This is a genomic window from Desertivirga arenae (assembly GCF_017355785.1).
GTDB classification, from domain to species: Bacteria; Bacteroidota; Bacteroidia; order Sphingobacteriales; family Sphingobacteriaceae; genus Desertivirga; species Desertivirga arenae.
Genome location: NZ_JAFEWE010000008.1, coordinates 55,661 through 71,661 on the forward strand (window position 1 = coordinate 55,661; position 16,001 = coordinate 71,661).

Sequence of the window (16,001 nt, forward strand, 5' to 3'; positions counted from 1 at the left end):
ATTAATAAATTTCGCTACATTCATCACTCCGCTATGAAAATACTTTATAAAGTTGATCTTGTACCCCAGGTTGATGATATCATCGAGGTATATAAAAGTTCGGGAATCATCAGACCTACTTCTGACAGAGATAGGATATTGAAAATGTATTCTAATTCTAATCTTGTTGTAACTGCCTGGCATCAGCAAAAATTAATTGGTGTTGCCCGCTCATTAACAGATTATTGCTACTGCTGTTATCTATCTGACCTCGCTGTTAGAAAAGAATATCAGAAAAGTGGAATTGGTAGGAAGCTTATTGAATTAACCAGGGAAAAAATTGGAGAGGAAACAGCTCTAATCCTACTTTCCGCCCCTTCCGCTATGGAGTATTATCCGAAAGCAGGATTTGAAAAAGTTGAAAATGGCTTTTTGATCAGGCGTATGAGATAATTGGGGAGGACGGCCAGGAGGATCCCTTTGTAAGGGATTAGTACTAATTATAAATAGCTAACAGCACTAATCCCAATTAGGCAATCAAACGCAGACTAGCGATTTTCCTCTTCTTTCAACTCATCTAAAATTTCCCTCAGTTGGCGCACGTAGGTGCCGTAAAGCTTGTTTACCCACAGAATAATTACCCAGATATAAATCGCAGACACTATTATCATTCCCACAAGGAATTCTCTCAGATGCAATATAAATTGCTGCCATCCTACGCTCATATCCTCAACGTGCCCAAGCGAGCTCAAACCAGCAAGAATAATTACAAAGGGAAGACATAAAAATCCTAAGGACCTATAGCGTTCCATATTCAATTTAAGTTCATAGTATAGTTCGTAGAGGCTGTCTTTTGTTCCGGCGAAATAACTCAAGCTGCTTTTATAGAACTTATAAAAGCCAAACGAATAATAAAAGCTGATCAATAAAAAAACAGCGTAGACTCCCCATAAGATCTCGTAGAAATCGCTTTTGAAATGTATTCCGAAAAACAAGGGCAGAAGTACCAGTGTTACGACCTGCATTATCAATTCAAGGCGCATGTTGCGTTTTAATTTTTCTATAGGATGTTTTGCCTCCCGAATTTCGGAAATGCTTTTTGGTAAGGTCATGTCACCGGAATCTTCTTGATCCCAGTTCCTTTTAATTTCATCAAATTTCATATGCTTTGTCTTTTAATATGTTTTGTAATTTCTCTTTAGCCCTGTTTAGTTTAACTCTCGCATTCCCTTCGCTGATACCCAGATTTCTTCCGATCTCTTTGTGCGCCAGGCCCTCAAGCATATAGAAAATAACTGCTTTTTCTACCGGTTTTAGTTGATGGACTGCCTGATAGAAAAAGGCCATCCTTCTATCTGCGCTTGTATCGTATTCACTTAACGGCAGATCAGGTGGCTCTTGATGAGAAAATGTGTTTGCTTGTTTTTTCTCTTTTTTGAAATAACTTATTGCCGTATTAATTGCGACTCTATACATCCAGGTAGAAAATTCACTGGTACCTTTGAATGTATTAAATGATTTCCATAGCTGGATAATAATTTCCTGTTGAAGGTCCTGCTGATCCTGCGAGTTATCCATGTACATTCGGGCCACCTTAACAAGCAATCCCTTGTGCTTCTTAATCAGATTGAGAAATTCATTTTCTATATCAGTTGCCACGGTCTTGAAATTTAATAGATAATTAAGGATTTCATTTCAATGGATCTCATTACACAGATCTGGGAGTTGCTTTTTAATTTTTCCATTTTGAATTCTATATCAGATAGGTAACAGGTTTCTGTAATTCGTTACACTTTTTTCTTCGAATTCATAGCTGTTCAAGTTACTTAAGGAATTTGAGCCATACAGGCAAATAAAATGAGCCGTGGAGGAAATTTAGCAGAAGGTGATAAGAGCGATTTTTGTTTAATAACAAACAGGATAAAAACTAATAAAAATTTCAATATGGAAAGTATAACAAAAATTAGCCTTGGGAAGGGCGGTCCTTTGGTTTCTAAACTTGGTTTAGGCTGTATGAGGATGTCGCCAGTGTGGGGAAGCAAGGCAGCGGACGAAAGTGAGAGCATTGCAACAATTAACCAGGCGCTGGACAATGGTATAAATTTCCTAAATACTGGTGATTTTTATGGTGCGGGTCATAACGAATTACTTGTGGGAAAAGCTATTAAAGGCAGGAGGGATGAGGCCTTTATTAGTGTTAAATTTGGAGCGGTATTTCATAATAATCATTGGATAGGTTTAGACCTTCGCCCTACAAGCATTAAAAACTTCATCAACTATTCCCTTGTCCGCCTTAGTGTTGATACTATCGATCTTTATCAGCCCTGCCGGCTCGATAATAGTGTTCCTGTAGAAGATATAGTAGGAACCATTGCAGACCTGATCACAGACGGGAAAGTAAGACACCTGGGCGTTTCTGAAATTTCTGCGGAGCAATTACGAAAAGCTAATAGTGTATATCCAGTGACTGCACTGGAAATTGGATACTCTTTAGCTGACAGGCAGATTGAAGAAGATTTATTACCAACTGCCAAGGAATTAGGTATTGGTGTTGTAGCTTTTGCCAATACGGCCGAAGGATTACTTACCGGAGAAATGACGGCGCCTCTTTCTGCTGATGCATATCAAAACCATTTTTCGCGATTCCAGGGCGAAAACTTAATAAAGAATCTGGAAAAAGTTGAGCTTTTGAAGCAGATGGCAAGGGATAAAGGATTTACACCCACGCAGCTTGCTATAGCCTGGGTGAATTCACAAGGGGAACAAATCCTGCCACTAGTTAGTATGAGTCGCAGATCCAGATTGGGAGAGAACATCCAGGCTATGAAGATCGAGTTTAGCGGAGAGGAGATGGCCTTACTTAATTCCCATTTTGCAGCTGGTGCGATAGCTGGTGGTACTTACCTCCAACGATAGGTGAAGATGGATAAACTATATGAATTTTATATCTTTATGAAGTGACAAATCCAACAGAAATACTTCCTGGAGTAATATTCCATTCTTACCTTTCTGCCATGCGGAAAGAGAAGGTTGGATTTCTTGGGCATAATACTCTTGTACTCCAAGTTTCAGGCCTTTTTAAGATGCAAACGGCATCAGAGATAATATCTATGACGAAAGGGGATATGTTGCTGATAAGGAAAAATCAGTTGGCGGAGATTACCAAAATTCCTCTTGAAAATGAGGATTACCAAACAATTGTGATCTGTCTCGAAGACAGTTTTTTGGGGCAGATCGCTTTAGAAGAACAAATTGAAATTAACAACACATATAGCGGGAGTCAAAATGTTCTTATTCCTACTAATGAATTCTTACGAGGCTTTTTCCAATCCGTCATGCCATATGTTAGGAATTCTGAGGGGAAAATTGCCAAGGCTTTAGGGATGCTTAAAGTGAAAGAGGCAGTATACCTTTTAATAAATACATTGCCCGAACTAAAGGATTTCTTGTTTGACTTCTCTGAACCACATAAAGTTGACCTGGAAAAGTTTATGCTTAGCAATTTCCATTACAATATCTCAGTTGAAAAATTTGCACAGCTTACCGGACGTAGCCTTGCTTCCTTTAAAAGAGACTTTCAACGAACTTTTGGAATGGCTCCTAGACAATGGTTGCAGGAGCGACGATTAAATGAGGCCAGGCACCTTATAGAAACAAAGAATAAAAAGCCTTCTGCTATCTATCTCGATTTGGGCTTTGAAACTTTGTCTCATTTCTCCCATTCATTTAAGAAAAGGTTTGGAAAAGCTCCTACAGGGATTAGTTCTATTTAGTCGAAATTGATATCTTTATTAAAAAAATTACCATGAAGTACTCCTTATCATTTCTGCTGGTTGTATTGAGTGTGTGCAGTGCCACTAAAACGTCTGCTCAAGTTTCCAATGGGACTTCTGCTATAGAAAAACCAATAGCAAAGTTTGATCCTACTACAGGATTTGATAATATCGATTTTCAGCCAGGATTAAAATTGCCATTAAAAAGCCTTGGAGATACATCGCTGAAGGCGAGGGTATTCAGAGGAGAGCTTCCTATTGCAAAGGGGACCAGAGAAGTAAAAAATGAGCCGGCCACCTCATCAAATATGCCAGTTTTAAAGTCAAAGAATAATTCTAAAATTCTTATAGCCAAAGTCGATCTGGATTTCCCTTTCCATTACAATATGCCCATTAAAAAGATTGAGGGGAATTAACTGTTCTAACATTTTCACAAGTGGGTTTAGATCAAAAAAAGATTATAAACAAGTAATTGCTGCGTTTGGTTACTACCTATGTAGATAGGGAAATGTACTAACGTTGAAAATGAAGAAAGAGAAAGGTAAATCACGGTTAAAGAAGATTGCGAAAGAAATGATGCAAGCCTTGAGCTCATTTTTGCAAACTTCGGATCAGGCACAACTACATGCTTTTAGGGTGCAGGTTAAGAAGATGAAATCTCTTCTTGTTCTGCTGGCTAGTAACGGGAAGAATAGTTCATTGTTTAAGTATTTTAAACCGGTTAAGCAAATATTCAGACATGCCGGCAGAATCAGAGATCCTTATCTCCATGTTAAACTTGCCACTGAGTTTAAGTTAAAAGATAAGGAGTTTTTTGAACAGCAACAGCGCATGATGGAAGGTGAGCTATCCCTATTTCTCAAGCACGGCAATAAGTATAAACGAATGGTGGAACATGCTATGGATAAACTTGCAAAAAAACTTCGAAAAACAAATGAAGAACAAATTGCCAGGTTTTTTGAAATAGAGCTGAATTCTGTTGTACTCGCTTTTGCAAAGAGGGAGTTTAACGAAAGCATGCATGACTGTCGGAAGAGGATTAAGAATATCTTATACAACTATAAACTCGTTGAAAAAAGTTTGGGACATAATTTCAGACTTGATATTCCCTATTTAAGTAGAGTGCAGGAAACCATTGGAAGTTGGCACGACAGTGTTTTAGTTGCAGAGCTAATTAGTAACAAGATCGGTAAAAGTCCAACAGCTTTATTTCGGTTAAAAGATAAAGTTCTAATGGATGAAAGAGCAGTTGTTGCCATTTCTACTGATTTTTGGCAAAAGGTTAAAGTCTCTTCATCTGATGAGCGAGTAGAGCAAAAACTTTTGATGCCTCATCTGGAATAAAGCAACACCTTAGTAAGAGTCAGGTATATAGCCATAGAACCCCAGTTCGCTTTCATCTCTAATAGGGTAGACGGATTTATTGTGAAGCAGCAAAACACGGCTACTGATAGGAAGCAAGGCTCTGTATAAATGATCTGTAAGAATAATACATCTCTCAGCACCCACCTGCTTTATCATTTTTTGTAAAAACTCAACATGGATAGGAGCGATGCCTGAGAATGGTTCGTCAAGGAGAACGTACTCGGCTGGCAGTTGTAATAGCCATAAAAATTCGAGAATCCTCAGCTCTCCACCTGAGAGTTCTGAAACACTTTTAGCTCGCAGCGGCTCCAGAAATGTTAGCGCTTCTCCTGGCAAATTTGGACATTTTTTTAAAAGGAATTCGACAGTGAGAAAGGCTGGTAGAAAGGGATCTTGTGGAAGATAAGCAACTTTTCTGGTGCGGTAGGCTGATCTGATAATTTCGTCATCTATTCTAAGATGGCTATTGTTAGCTTTTAAACTTCCAAAGATGATTTTCAATAAGGAAGACTTACCCGAGCCATTTCTGCCTAATAAGCCGACTACTTCCCCTTTTGCTGCGGCTAGGTAACAGCCGGCAAGGATATCATGATCTCCGTAGCGAAGAGTAACACTATCAATAGTTAGCATTATAATACAAGTTTTAGAAGTGGTAATAGAGTAAGTAAAACAGCTATTTCAATTAGGGTAATGATGCAATGGATACGTTTGACAGAGAAGCCCAAATTATTAAAATAATAGGAGTGTTTGGAGGTGAACAGTTTGGAAAGAACAAAACTAGATGCATTTCCAAATATTTTAAACGCGATTATCGCCGGCAGAGGTAGCGAAACTAGCGTTAGGCAGCCAAAGTTGACCAGCAAAAAAAAGACGAGGTTTAAACGATAAAATTGAAGATAGGCATTCATTGCTTAGGTTATAAATTATGATTTCAATAAATGTAGCTATATTTGTTTTGAGTTAAAATACTCTGCCTAATTAAAAATCCTATTATGCCTGAAGGTCCTCAAATGGTATTTCTTAAAGATTTGGCTGAGCAATTTGTTGGTCAAACTGTCCTTACCGCTAGCGGTACTGCTAAAGGCATTCCCTTTGATAAAATCAATGGAAGCGTTCTAAATGAAATTAAAACTTTTGGTAAGGAACTTCTTTTTTGTTTTCCAGGTTTTACTATCCGCGTGCATCTTATGCTATTCGGCAAGTTTGCAATAAATTCCACACTGGATAGAGTATTAAAAGTAGGTTTCGAATTTGAAAATGGGGAACTAAATTTTTATTCCTGTGACTGTCGGTTTATTGAAAAGCCCCTTGATGAAGTTTACAACTGGAAGGCTGATGTAATGAATAAGGACTTCGATAAGGAAGAAGCAAGGATAAAGCTGGAGAAGAAACAGAAGGATTTGATCTGCGAAGCCTTAATGGATCAAAGCATTCTTGCCGGAGTAGGAAATAAAATTAAGAATGAATCTTTGTTCGCTTCACATGTACATCCGGAAAGTATCGTATCTGCAATCCCAAAGAAGAAACTGGAAGCGATAATAGATGCCTGCGTAAAATTGTCGGGAAATTATCTTCAATGGCAACAGGACGGCGAGGTTGAGCCGCATTGGAAGGTGTATAAAAAGTCTGATTGTCCACGTGATCATATTTCCTTAAGAAAGGAAAAGATTGGAAAAACGGGTAGAACTTCCTATTTCTGCGACAAGTGCCAGGAACTTTATGTCTAATTTTATATCATAATATTTCTTATCTCCTGAGATAGAGTAACTTTTCTTTTTTTTTGAAATAAAACTTATCAACAATTCTTATTAGGCCCATTCTGTCGTATATTTGCATAGGCAATTTTCCCAACACAATTGGGCAACCCCGTTGATTCTATCAGCGGGGTTTTTTATTGTATAGTGGTAAAAATCAGGACCTAAAGATTTTTTTTCTACTTCTAATTGCACTATTAATCATTACTTTAGATGGTCTGGACTGAACCTCGTCTGCAGAATATATTGTGGAATACTTATTTTGTTTGTGGGAGGAATTGAGATTACTGCATGGAAATTTAAGCGATATTATACTAACGGACTCAAATCTGATTGATTTAAATCTTTTCTATCAATTTCAGTTAGATCCTGAGGCCTGTTATCGTGCAGCTTTTACTGTCATAACCGACGAGATTTGTTATAAGAGAGAAAAATAAAATTTAATAGATTTTACCTATGCTAATAGAAATACATCCTAAATTACCGATGCGAAATAAGGAAGTAACGAAAGATTACTATGTCAGGCAACTGGGATTTCGACTTTTGGGTGACCGGGACTTTGATGGTTATTTGATGGTTTTAAAGGATAATATCCAGATTCATTTTTTCGAATACAAAGATTTGGAACCGGGTGAAAACTATGGACAAGTGTATATCCGGACAAACAATATTGATGGACTTTATAATGCTTTATTAGACAAGGGCGTTTCGATTCATCCAAACGGTCCCTTAGAAACCAAGCCATGGGGACAAAGGGAATTCTCGCTCTTAGATCCGGATAATAATTTGCTAACTTTTGGTCAAACCATTTAAAACTGCAATGAAAAGTGTATCTAAATTCTCTTTTTCCTCAATAAGTACTTTTGCTCTACTTGGTCTTGCCTTGCTTTTGATGTTTAGTCCTGATGCTAAAAGTTGGACTATCCAGGGATTAATGTCTATTGGCTTTTTCCAACCTGGTATTAAGCCGGATCAGGTATTATTGAGGGAGCCGGGATTAGAGGTTTCCTTTAAAAATGGAAGAAATGAAATAGTAAGATTATCAGATCTTAAAGGGAAAGTGGTATTTATAAATTTCTGGGCTACGTGGTGTCCTCCCTGTATTGCCGAGATGCCCACGATCAATCGGCTGTCTGCCCGGCTAAGTGAAAATAGTAGTATTATCTTCCTGATGGTGGATGTAGATGGGAATTATAAAAAGGCGCAGAAGTTTATGGTTCGAAAGAACTTTAACCTTCCAGTTTACACTGCCGATAGTTCTATCCCTGAAGAAATGTTAGACGGTTCTATTCCCAGCACAGTTATCTTGGATAAATCTGGAAACCTTGTTTTCAAGCATACTGGAGCGGGCGATTTTTCAAGTAAAAAAGTGGAGGAGTTTTTATTAAGCCTAAGTGAAGCAAAAGTTCGATAATAAGAACATAATAACAATTACTTGGAATTCTATCTTTTAAAAAGCTCTTCGATCTTTAATCCTGTTAATCTTACTAGCTCAACATTCGGTCTTTGCTGCTTCTCCATTGCTTTTTCATCTAAAACAGCCCGGTAATTTCTCTCTTCATCTGGCTCAAAGTATAATCCCACTCCTTCGATACTGACATGAAATTTATGAATGTAGCCTGTAGTTATTAAGCTTGCTTCAAATTCTCTTTCCTGGCCTTTGTATATTACGGGTATTTTAAATCCTTCTTCCATTTTTGTTTCAGCTACACTTATATAAGACGGCGAACTTAATATGAATTAATCAGGAATGAAATAGTATTTTCTTTAAAATCACTCCAGACCCTTCTTGTAACAAATTCATATCTTATATGGATCTCATTTCTGGATTTTTTATTTTGTGTTGCCGTATGATTGCACGTAAGTGATCCAAACTAACCACGTACCCATGTTTAAATTAGCGAAAACTTTAGGAACCAGTTGCCTTATCATTCTGTCTGCTGCCAGTGCTGTGGCTCAAAAGGAAAAATTAGCAAAAGTAGTGGCGGGGCATCCCGTAAATTATAGTGAAGATTCTGTAGGTTCTTATACTTTACCTGACGTTTTAAGGCTACAAAATGGTAGGCTGGTAAAAGATAGTAAAACCTGGCAGGAGAAAAGGAGGCCTGAACTCCTGAAGTTGTTCGAGCAGCATCAATTTGGTGTTGTCCCCGGTAAGCCTAAAGCGATGTCTGTTCAGACCTTAGAAGATCATGGAAGAGCCTTGAATGGTATTGCTGTGAGGAAACAAACAAGGATTTATTTCAGTAATGATACTTCGAAGAATAAGATGGATCTGTTGATCTACCTACCCGAAAAGGCAAGTCAACCTTCTCCGCTACTGTTGCTTATTAATTTCCAGCCCAACTCTATGGTAGTGGATGATCCTGCAGTTAGGAGAGGGTATTATTGGACCAAAGAGGGAAAACGTCTCCTGGCCCCGGAAGAGAGAGTCCCTTCTAAAATTAATATAGCAAGTTTCATTTCCCAGGGGATAGGAGTGGCCATGGTTTACTATGGAGATATAGAACCTGATTTCAAAGGAGGCTTAAAGTATGGCGTACGCAGCCTTTACTTGAAGCCGGGGCAGACGACTGTAAAAGACTCTGAATGGGGAACTATATCAGCCTGGTCTTGGGGTTTAAGTCGTGCAATGGATTACTTTGAGACGGATAAAGATATAGATGCAAAGCGTGTTGCTCTTCAAGGTACATCGCGACTAGGGAAGACAGTATTGTGGACAGGAGCCAGGGATGAAAGGTTTAAACTTGTAATTGCAAGTTGTTCTGGCGAGGGAGGAGCAGCATTAAGTCGCCGAAATTACGGTGAAGGAGTCGAACACATGACTGACACTTCAAGATACTACTATCAATTTGCTCCTAAACGTCACAGTTATACGGGCAGGATAAATGAATCTCCTGTTGATGCTCATATGCTTGTTGCGCTCATGGCTCCGCGCCCCCTGTTGTTGCAGACAGGTGATACAGATTACTGGTCAGATCCCAAGGGTGAGTTTCTTGCAGCAAAGGCTGCCCAGCCTGTCTATCAGTTATTTGGAAAAAAAGGACCTGCAGGGGAAGAGTTCCCCGCTGCAAGCGATACATCTTTAATGTTTAATCCCCTGGGGTACTATATGCATGCTGGTGGTCATGGTCCTATACCCGCAGATTGGCCCCTATATCTTCAGTATCTTAAAAAATTTCTATAGTAACAAAAGAAAGGAAGGTTGCGGAAGCAATCGGGTAGAATAATAGAAGTCTGCGAAACAAAAAAATGCATAATCATATTTCTTATGTGCACATAAGGGAATTAGAGTATTAATCTTAATTCCGCTAATCAGGTATTGCTGATAAAGCACAAAATAAGGAACTATGCAAAACAACTTATCAATAGAGGAGGTGTTTAATACACCACAAAAGAAATTGGCGTTCTTTCAGAACCTCATACTTGTAGCAGCAGCAGACAAAGTGCTGGACAATGGCGAGGGTACTTTACTACTATTAATTGGAGACAAACTTGGTCTTACCCCCGCAGATCTCATGCCTCTCGTAGACAATCTTTCGGTCCTAAGTTTTATAATTCCTGAGGATGGATTGCAAAAGACGTTGGAGCTACAAACTTTAGTTCAAATGACAATGGAGGATGGGGAACTGCATGATCGTGAATATACCTTATGTTTAGAGTACGCAGAACGTATCGGCTATGGTAAATCGGTATTGGATGACATGATTAAACAATTCTCGACAGGACCGATTCAGGATTAATCAATAAGCTGACATACCGGGAGGTGAAAGATATTTTATCTTTAACGAAACTTAACATGGACATCATCGTAATAACCTAAACAGCAGTGTTATTGCCAATGCCATCATTCTGCTTGTCTCATCTCCCGGTGTTAGCTAAGAACCCTGATTATAAATATGACTTTACAAGCGACAAGCAGCTCGAAATCTTCTATAACAAAAAACAATGTAAGTGTTCGGGGTAACCTGGCAAGTATAAAAACCTTGGTATTTGGCCACGGCTTTGGTACTAATCAAAAGGTCTGGAATTTCGTTAGAGCTGCTTTCGAACAAGATTATCGAATTGTTCTTTATGATAATATAGGCGCAAGTCACTCTGACCTGTCTTTTTATGAGCCTGAAAGATATAGAGATTTGAACGGGTATAAGCAGGACTTGCTGGATATTTGTGAGGATTTACAACTTACAAATATCACCTTTGTCGGACATTCCGTTAGTGGGATCATAGGGCTGCTTGCATCTGTTGATCGTCCCGATCTCTTTTCGAGCCTAATTCTCATTGGTTCTTCAGCCCGTTATCTTAATGAGGAAGGATATACAGGAGGTTTTGAACAAGCTGATTTGAATACTATTTACAGCGATATCGTATTCAATTATGAGCAATGGGCAAAGGGCTTTTCAACGATGGTGATGAGGAATGATGATCGTCCGATTTTTGCTGAAGGCTTTATGTCGGGCCTCTTGTCTTTACGGCCTGATATTGCTCTCTCTCTGATTAAGACTATTTTTCAGTCCGACTTTCGTTCTGTTCTACCACTTGTGCAACATCCCACGCTCATTATTCAGTCCGAAAAGGATTTAGCCGTTCCACAGGAAGCTGCCGAGCATTTGCATCGCTCTATCCCAAATAGTAAAATAGAATATGTAGCAGCTGAAGGACACTTTCCCCATATTACCGCTCCTGATGCAATTGTAGGTGCTATTGAGAGGTTCTTAAAATAGTAAGGGAAGGAAAATACAGAACAGTCCTTATTAATTTTTTGTTGCAGAAAGAGTTGTTGTATTTTCTGAATGTGGAGCTGAAGCTGCCAGGTAACGAGCGTTATACAGTTGAGTTATACTCACCAAACCATTTTGCTCGTATTCTTTGTTCATCCAGGCGTTATAGAGTTCTTTGTCGTCCTTTATCATTTCGGCCAGACACTTATTGACATCGCGAGGAGCGATCTCGGTCATTTTACCATCCTCATTAATAGTAAAAAAATGTGGAACTGGGGAATGATCATACGGGTGAGCACTATAAAAGGAATAAAGGTTTATTTTTCCTTCAGCCCACACCCTATAGAAGTGTTCATTGTCTCCTTTAATGCTTTTAAATTCTGAAGGACTATTCGTTAAACCAGTAATAGTGAATGATTTAATTTCATTAGGACTGAACTTTTGATTCTCTCCATTAGGTAATTCAATCCGTAGATTTCTTGTAACAGATAGGGGATTCAGTTCCTGTTTTTTCAACAAGGCCGAGCTGATTTTAATTTTACATTTAACGGTGTCACCAGTCTTACTTACGTAATATCCTTCATATTTATTGTTAGCGAACCCGGCAGAGACACCTATAAAAAGGGTGAAAATAGACAACAGCACTCGTTTCATTCTTCAAAATTAAATTGGTGGTAAAAACCGATACCTGGATCTTAAATAATTCTGATCAAGGTTCGCTTTTATTATGCTAATACTGTGCCAATGGAGATAAAATTTTAGGCTGCTGTAAAAGGAGCTGAGAATTGATATGGAGAATGTTAGGTGTAGGGATTCGGGTAATTTTCGTCCCAATTATACAACAGAGATTGAGGCCTTTTGTAGAAAGCTAAACAAATAGATAGGAGGATAGACAGGGGAAAAAATTAAAGGAGTACTTTGGATGGCCAAGGAGACTCCTTTAATGATTGATGTTATTTAACGTGTGAGGGCTCTTTCACTTCTTTGCCGATGATCACGTCATTAAATACTATATTTTCTGTGTTGCGTAGGCTTAAACCCGTAGAAGCAGAATCAATCGTTACATTGGAAAAATAAATGTCTTTTACTTTTTTACTCGGGTATCCCTGGATAACTACTCCTGCATTTGTTGCTTTTCTGCATTTTACATTATCTACAAAAACATTCCTGATATCAGTTTCGAAGCCCTTTCCTTCTCCATGGTAAAACGATGTTATAAAGAAACAGTCTTCTACCTCCCCAAATTCGAGATTATTAACGTAAATGTCACGAATGAAACCGCCCCGGTCTGGGTTCGATTTCAAATAGATACCCCGTTTGCAATATCCCGATGCTTTACAATTTTCTACAAATACGTTTTGTACTCCTGCAGACATCTCACTACCTATGACTACACCATGTAGTCCCTTGAAACGACAATTACGGATAATGATGTTTTCTGAGCTAATACCTGTCCTTCTGCCTTCGTAATCGCGGCCGGCTTTGATGGCTACATTGTCGTCTCCATTGTTAAAGTCAATGTCTTCTATCAAAATATTTTTAGAGTACTCGGGGTCGAACCCGTCATTGTTCTTATTGAAAGCTTCAAATTTTACTTTTCTTGCTGTTATATTTTCTGACTTGAGCAAATGCACACACCAGAAAGGAGAGTTTCTAATAGTAATGCCTTCAATCAGGATATTCTTACATTCAAAAAATTGGATTAGCTGTGGACGCAGGAAGTGGCCTTTGCCAAACATCCTTTGATTTAAAGCCGTATTATCCTTATTCATTTTGCGCGTTAAAAGCTGACTTTCGCCTTGCTTCTCCGACCATTTGCTGAAAGAGTCGCGTGAATTTCCGTCAATCTCTCCTTCGCCTATTATGGCTACATTCTCTAATTGGTAGGCATAAATAAAGGGACTGTAGTTGTAAACGAATGTACCCTCCCAACTGGTTAGCACAGCTGGTAAGTAATCTTCCGGATTTGTGCCGAAAATCAGTTTGGCTCCCTTTTGTAACTCAATGCAAAGATTGCTGGTCATGTGGATAGGGCCATTGATAAGGTATGTGCCCGGGGGAACAAGGATCTTACCACCCTTTTTCGCTCTGATTACTTTTATGGCCTTGTCGAATGCGGGTTTACAATCCGTTTTGGAATCTCCTACTGCTCCGAACTTCGTTATCGTAAATACATTTTTAGAGATCTTAGGAGGAATAATATTTTTCAGGATCTGGTCCCGTTTTTCGTTTGCAGAGGGTTCTGTGGAAACGGAACTAGTCCAGGAGATGCAATTGATTGAAATAATCAGAAGAATAAAAAGCTTTTTCATACCTGCCCACTAATACTTTATTGAATTCAAAATTGGTCCCCGAAGATAGGAATAGATTTTTGCAGGTAACATTTTTTTGTTGATGAGTAGTTTGAATATTGTTAAATTAGTTCCGGTATTTAGCCTGGTATAATTTGAAAACGGAACCTTATCATTTGCTGTATCATTTATAATGAAATCCTTTCTATTACTCTTTCAGGTTGTTTTTAGCATTATCATGATCACCACAGGGTGTAATCACGTTAGCCGGCCTTCTGATTGGTTTGTTACGCTCGGTATTGTTGAAATTATTATTGGTGTAATACTTCTATTTCGTCCATTTAAAGTACTTATCAAGAATTTATAATATATGAGTTTTCAATCTTCAGAAGGGAGGCCTTTTCTTGGATCCCCAGTTGTAAAGGCCGTCGTTTTATTTGTTGTCCTTATCATTGTCTGGATCATTCAGCCTTTCTCCTATGAGAACATAGATGCTGGAAATGTGGGTATTAAAATAAATCTTTATGGCTCAGATAGGGGCGTAGACAATATTACTATCGTTACCGGAAGGGTATGGTATAATACCTGGACCACTAAAATCGTAGAGTTTCCCACTTTTACTCAATCAGTAGATTACGAGCCTTTTGTTGTAACAACAAGGGATGCTGCAGAATTTTCTGTTGATCCTAAGTTAAACTATCACATTAATCCAGCCCGTGTTCCTCAGATATACAGGCAATACCGGAAATCACTAAGTGAGATTGAACAACAATTTATGCGTAACACTATCTATGATGCTTACCGTATTGTTGCAAATTCATTTACTTCAGACTCGGTAATGTCTAACCGAGAAAAGTTTGAAGACCGCATTCAAACTATTCTTACAAAGAATCTGGGGAAAGATGGCTTTATTTACGATCAGCTTACTTCGGCTATAAGTCCTCCTGCATCTCTTCGTAGAATGATCGATGAGAAGAATGCTTCTATCCAAGCGAGATTAAAAGCCGAAAACGAAGCTAAACAAGCCATTGCAGAAGCTCAGGTAACCAAGGCTAAAGCTGAAGGAGAAGCCGCTGCACTACTAGTGAAGGCACGTGCCGAGTCTGAAGCTAACAGACTAAGACAACAATCGCTCACTCCGTTATTAATACAACAACAGATGATTGAAAAATGGGACGGAAAACTGCCGCAGTACGGAGTAGTGCCACAACTTTTTAAAAATATACAATAAATTAAAGGGTGTTGACTACTGGCTATTCAAGTTAACACCCGTTACTGAAACCCTGTCATCGAAAAAAAGCTTCACAACAGGTTGTTCTTCCTCAGGATAACTTAACGCATCTTCTGCCATTACCACAATCGAGTCTTCATAGTTGTAATAAATAGGTAGCCCGAAATAATAAGAACCTCCATTTTCCAGGGGTTCCTGAATGTGGGTTGAAGGAGGTGTAAGTTGAGTTTCCTGAAGCCCTTTAAGCAAAAAGGGGATCATATACTTTGGAATAAACAGCATACATTTTTCTGGCTGTTGGTCGGCAAAGTGAGTGAAAAAAAGCTTCACAGTTTCATTTACTGCAATCAGGAGTCCTGCAAAATCTCCAGGAGGAATTATCTTTTGATAAACTTTGCTCATGTTTCAAAGGTACTAAAGGACTTTGATATAGTGATCTTCTCCTATCCCTGATTTATGGCTGCGGCAGTTTCTCCTGCTGAGATATCATAATGCGACTGGTTGTAAATACACTTTCCATCTTTAATCAGCAGTACTTGAGGAGATTCATGGCGTACTTGAAATTTATCTGCAATAGCATTGGATAGATCACGGAAGCTTAAGAGGTCTAAAAAATAAACCGGAGTTCCTACAGGAAGAAGGTCAGCTTCTTTTTCGAAATGTATCCTTGTAGCCCTGCTTATCGGACAGGTAGTATTATGTTTAAAAATTACACAATACCCGTTAATGGATTGTATTGTTGCTAATTCATCCTCTGTTTCTAGCTTTCTAAAATTCATATTGTAGATACTGATTTTCACACTTAAACTACAAAAGCTTTCAGATCGTTTTTACTAATTGTCTTTTGTTCTTTGAGCTGCCTTTGTAAAAATGGCGAACGTTAAAAT

Annotated in this window: 20 protein-coding genes; 12 read left to right on the forward strand and 8 right to left on the reverse strand. The window is 38.6% G+C overall.

The window, feature by feature from the left end:
- The first annotated feature begins 33 nt into the window (after window positions 1–33).
- On the forward strand, window positions 34–432 hold the full coding sequence (locus J4N24_RS16080) for a GNAT family N-acetyltransferase (RefSeq protein WP_207534729.1): 399 nt from the start codon (window positions 34–36) through the stop codon (window positions 430–432).
- 95 nt (window positions 433–527) lie between these two features.
- Here the strand turns inward: J4N24_RS16080 and J4N24_RS16085 are convergent, their stop codons facing one another.
- Window positions 528–1,142 (reverse strand): hypothetical protein, encoded by a 615-nt coding sequence (locus tag J4N24_RS16085; protein ID WP_207534730.1) that lies wholly within the window; start codon window positions 1,140–1,142, stop codon window positions 528–530.
- Window positions 1,132–1,638, reverse strand: coding sequence for an RNA polymerase sigma factor (locus J4N24_RS16090; protein WP_207534731.1), 507 nt, complete (start codon window positions 1,636–1,638; stop codon window positions 1,132–1,134). The genes J4N24_RS16085 and J4N24_RS16090 overlap by 11 nt, the downstream gene beginning before the upstream one ends.
- 285 nt (window positions 1,639–1,923) lie before the next feature.
- Between J4N24_RS16090 and J4N24_RS16095 the strand changes: the two genes are divergently transcribed.
- The 4 genes from J4N24_RS16095 to J4N24_RS16110 all read left to right on the forward strand — a co-directional run bounded on the left by J4N24_RS16095 (window position 1,924) and on the right by J4N24_RS16110 (window position 5,096).
- Complete coding sequence (locus J4N24_RS16095; protein ID WP_207534732.1) at window positions 1,924–2,895, forward strand: aldo/keto reductase; 972 nt, start codon at window positions 1,924–1,926, stop codon at window positions 2,893–2,895.
- Between the two features lie 41 nt (window positions 2,896–2,936).
- Entirely contained in the window at window positions 2,937–3,752 is an 816-nt protein-coding gene (locus J4N24_RS16100; RefSeq protein WP_207534733.1) for a helix-turn-helix domain-containing protein, read from the forward strand.
- Between the two features lie 32 nt (window positions 3,753–3,784).
- Window positions 3,785–4,168, forward strand: a complete 384-nt coding sequence (locus J4N24_RS16105; protein ID WP_207534734.1) for a hypothetical protein — start codon at window positions 3,785–3,787, stop codon at window positions 4,166–4,168.
- A gap of 109 nt (window positions 4,169–4,277) precedes the next feature.
- Entirely contained in the window at window positions 4,278–5,096 is an 819-nt protein-coding gene (locus J4N24_RS16110; RefSeq protein WP_207534735.1) for a CHAD domain-containing protein, read from the forward strand.
- A 9-nt stretch (window positions 5,097–5,105) separates the two neighbouring features.
- Here the strand turns inward: J4N24_RS16110 and J4N24_RS16115 are convergent, their stop codons facing one another.
- Complete coding sequence (locus tag J4N24_RS16115) at window positions 5,106–5,747, reverse strand: ATP-binding cassette domain-containing protein (RefSeq protein WP_207534736.1); 642 nt, start codon at window positions 5,745–5,747, stop codon at window positions 5,106–5,108.
- A 362-nt stretch (window positions 5,748–6,109) separates the two neighbouring features.
- Between J4N24_RS16115 and J4N24_RS16120 the strand changes: the two genes are divergently transcribed.
- The 3 genes from J4N24_RS16120 (at window position 6,110) to J4N24_RS16130 (ending at window position 8,285) form a co-directional block, all read left to right on the forward strand.
- Window positions 6,110–6,844 carry an endonuclease gene (locus tag J4N24_RS16120; protein ID WP_207534737.1) on the forward strand — a complete coding sequence of 245 codons (735 nt, stop codon included), beginning with the start codon at window positions 6,110–6,112 and terminating at the stop codon, window positions 6,842–6,844.
- 483 nt (window positions 6,845–7,327) lie between these two features.
- Window positions 7,328–7,684, forward strand: coding sequence for a bleomycin resistance protein (locus tag J4N24_RS16125; protein WP_207534738.1), 357 nt, complete (start codon window positions 7,328–7,330; stop codon window positions 7,682–7,684).
- Window positions 7,685–7,691: 7 nt separating this feature from the next.
- Entirely contained in the window at window positions 7,692–8,285 is a 594-nt protein-coding gene (locus J4N24_RS16130; RefSeq protein ID WP_207534739.1) for a TlpA family protein disulfide reductase, read from the forward strand.
- A gap of 29 nt (window positions 8,286–8,314) precedes the next feature.
- Here the strand turns inward: J4N24_RS16130 and J4N24_RS16135 are convergent, their stop codons facing one another.
- Complete coding sequence (locus J4N24_RS16135; protein ID WP_207534740.1) at window positions 8,315–8,566, reverse strand: hypothetical protein; 252 nt, start codon at window positions 8,564–8,566, stop codon at window positions 8,315–8,317.
- A gap of 193 nt (window positions 8,567–8,759) precedes the next feature.
- Between J4N24_RS16135 and J4N24_RS16140 the strand changes: the two genes are divergently transcribed.
- From J4N24_RS16140 to J4N24_RS16150, 3 genes are all read left to right on the forward strand, one after another.
- A complete protein-coding gene (locus J4N24_RS16140) occupies window positions 8,760–10,058 on the forward strand; it encodes a glucuronyl esterase domain-containing protein (RefSeq protein ID WP_207534741.1) in 1,299 nt (432 codons plus the stop codon).
- Between the two features lie 163 nt (window positions 10,059–10,221).
- Window positions 10,222–10,614: a hypothetical protein gene (locus J4N24_RS16145; RefSeq protein WP_207534742.1), complete on the forward strand. Its 393-nt coding sequence runs from the start codon at window positions 10,222–10,224 to the stop codon at window positions 10,612–10,614.
- Window positions 10,615–10,770: 156 nt separating this feature from the next.
- Entirely contained in the window at window positions 10,771–11,595 is an 825-nt protein-coding gene (locus tag J4N24_RS16150) for an alpha/beta fold hydrolase (RefSeq protein WP_207534743.1), read from the forward strand.
- Between the two features lie 30 nt (window positions 11,596–11,625).
- Here J4N24_RS16150 and J4N24_RS16155 read toward each other — a convergent pair whose 3' ends face one another.
- Window positions 11,626–12,246 (reverse strand): hypothetical protein, encoded by a 621-nt coding sequence (locus J4N24_RS16155; RefSeq protein WP_207534744.1) that lies wholly within the window; start codon window positions 12,244–12,246, stop codon window positions 11,626–11,628.
- Between the two features lie 299 nt (window positions 12,247–12,545).
- A complete protein-coding gene (locus J4N24_RS16160) occupies window positions 12,546–13,904 on the reverse strand; it encodes a glycoside hydrolase family 28 protein (RefSeq protein WP_207534745.1) in 1,359 nt (452 codons plus the stop codon).
- Window positions 13,905–14,253: 349 nt separating this feature from the next.
- On the opposite strand from J4N24_RS16160, the gene J4N24_RS16165 reads away from it, so the two are divergent.
- Complete coding sequence (locus J4N24_RS16165; RefSeq protein ID WP_207534746.1) at window positions 14,254–15,114, forward strand: SPFH domain-containing protein; 861 nt, start codon at window positions 14,254–14,256, stop codon at window positions 15,112–15,114.
- A 15-nt stretch (window positions 15,115–15,129) separates the two neighbouring features.
- Here J4N24_RS16165 and J4N24_RS16170 read toward each other — a convergent pair whose 3' ends face one another.
- Both J4N24_RS16170 and ytxJ read right to left on the reverse strand, forming a co-directional pair.
- On the reverse strand, window positions 15,130–15,516 hold the full coding sequence (locus J4N24_RS16170; RefSeq protein WP_207534747.1) for a hypothetical protein: 387 nt from the start codon (window positions 15,514–15,516) through the stop codon (window positions 15,130–15,132).
- A 41-nt stretch (window positions 15,517–15,557) separates the two neighbouring features.
- Window positions 15,558–15,893, reverse strand: a complete 336-nt coding sequence (gene ytxJ, locus J4N24_RS16175) for a bacillithiol system redox-active protein YtxJ (RefSeq protein ID WP_207534748.1) — start codon at window positions 15,891–15,893, stop codon at window positions 15,558–15,560.
- Window positions 15,894–16,001 lie beyond the last annotated feature (108 nt).

Bases quoted from the DNA above. Each gene is read 5' to 3' on its own strand.
- J4N24_RS16080 (WP_207534729.1), top strand. From the start codon at position 34: ATGAAAATACTTTATAAAGTTGATCTTGTACCCCAGGTTGATGATATC.
- J4N24_RS16085 (WP_207534730.1), bottom strand. From the start codon at position 1,142: ATGAAATTTGATGAAATTAAAAGGAACTGGGATCAAGAAGATTCCGGT.
- J4N24_RS16095 (WP_207534732.1), top strand. From the start codon at position 1,924: ATGGAAAGTATAACAAAAATTAGCCTTGGGAAGGGCGGTCCTTTGGTT.
- J4N24_RS16105 (WP_207534734.1), top strand. From the start codon at position 3,785: ATGAAGTACTCCTTATCATTTCTGCTGGTTGTATTGAGTGTGTGCAGT.
- J4N24_RS16110 (WP_207534735.1), top strand. From the start codon at position 4,278: ATGAAGAAAGAGAAAGGTAAATCACGGTTAAAGAAGATTGCGAAAGAA.
- J4N24_RS16115 (WP_207534736.1), bottom strand. From the start codon at position 5,747: ATGCTAACTATTGATAGTGTTACTCTTCGCTACGGAGATCATGATATC.
- J4N24_RS16120 (WP_207534737.1), top strand. From the start codon at position 6,110: ATGCCTGAAGGTCCTCAAATGGTATTTCTTAAAGATTTGGCTGAGCAA.
- J4N24_RS16125 (WP_207534738.1), top strand. From the start codon at position 7,328: ATGCTAATAGAAATACATCCTAAATTACCGATGCGAAATAAGGAAGTA.
- J4N24_RS16130 (WP_207534739.1), top strand. From the start codon at position 7,692: ATGAAAAGTGTATCTAAATTCTCTTTTTCCTCAATAAGTACTTTTGCT.
- J4N24_RS16135 (WP_207534740.1), bottom strand. From the start codon at position 8,566: ATGGAAGAAGGATTTAAAATACCCGTAATATACAAAGGCCAGGAAAGA.
- J4N24_RS16140 (WP_207534741.1), top strand. From the start codon at position 8,760: ATGTTTAAATTAGCGAAAACTTTAGGAACCAGTTGCCTTATCATTCTG.
- J4N24_RS16145 (WP_207534742.1), top strand. From the start codon at position 10,222: ATGCAAAACAACTTATCAATAGAGGAGGTGTTTAATACACCACAAAAG.
- J4N24_RS16150 (WP_207534743.1), top strand. From the start codon at position 10,771: ATGACTTTACAAGCGACAAGCAGCTCGAAATCTTCTATAACAAAAAAC.
- J4N24_RS16155 (WP_207534744.1), bottom strand. From the start codon at position 12,246: ATGAAACGAGTGCTGTTGTCTATTTTCACCCTTTTTATAGGTGTCTCT.
- J4N24_RS16160 (WP_207534745.1), bottom strand. From the start codon at position 13,904: ATGAAAAAGCTTTTTATTCTTCTGATTATTTCAATCAATTGCATCTCC.
- J4N24_RS16165 (WP_207534746.1), top strand. From the start codon at position 14,254: ATGAGTTTTCAATCTTCAGAAGGGAGGCCTTTTCTTGGATCCCCAGTT.
- J4N24_RS16170 (WP_207534747.1), bottom strand. From the start codon at position 15,516: ATGAGCAAAGTTTATCAAAAGATAATTCCTCCTGGAGATTTTGCAGGA.
- ytxJ (WP_207534748.1), bottom strand. From the start codon at position 15,893: ATGAATTTTAGAAAGCTAGAAACAGAGGATGAATTAGCAACAATACAA.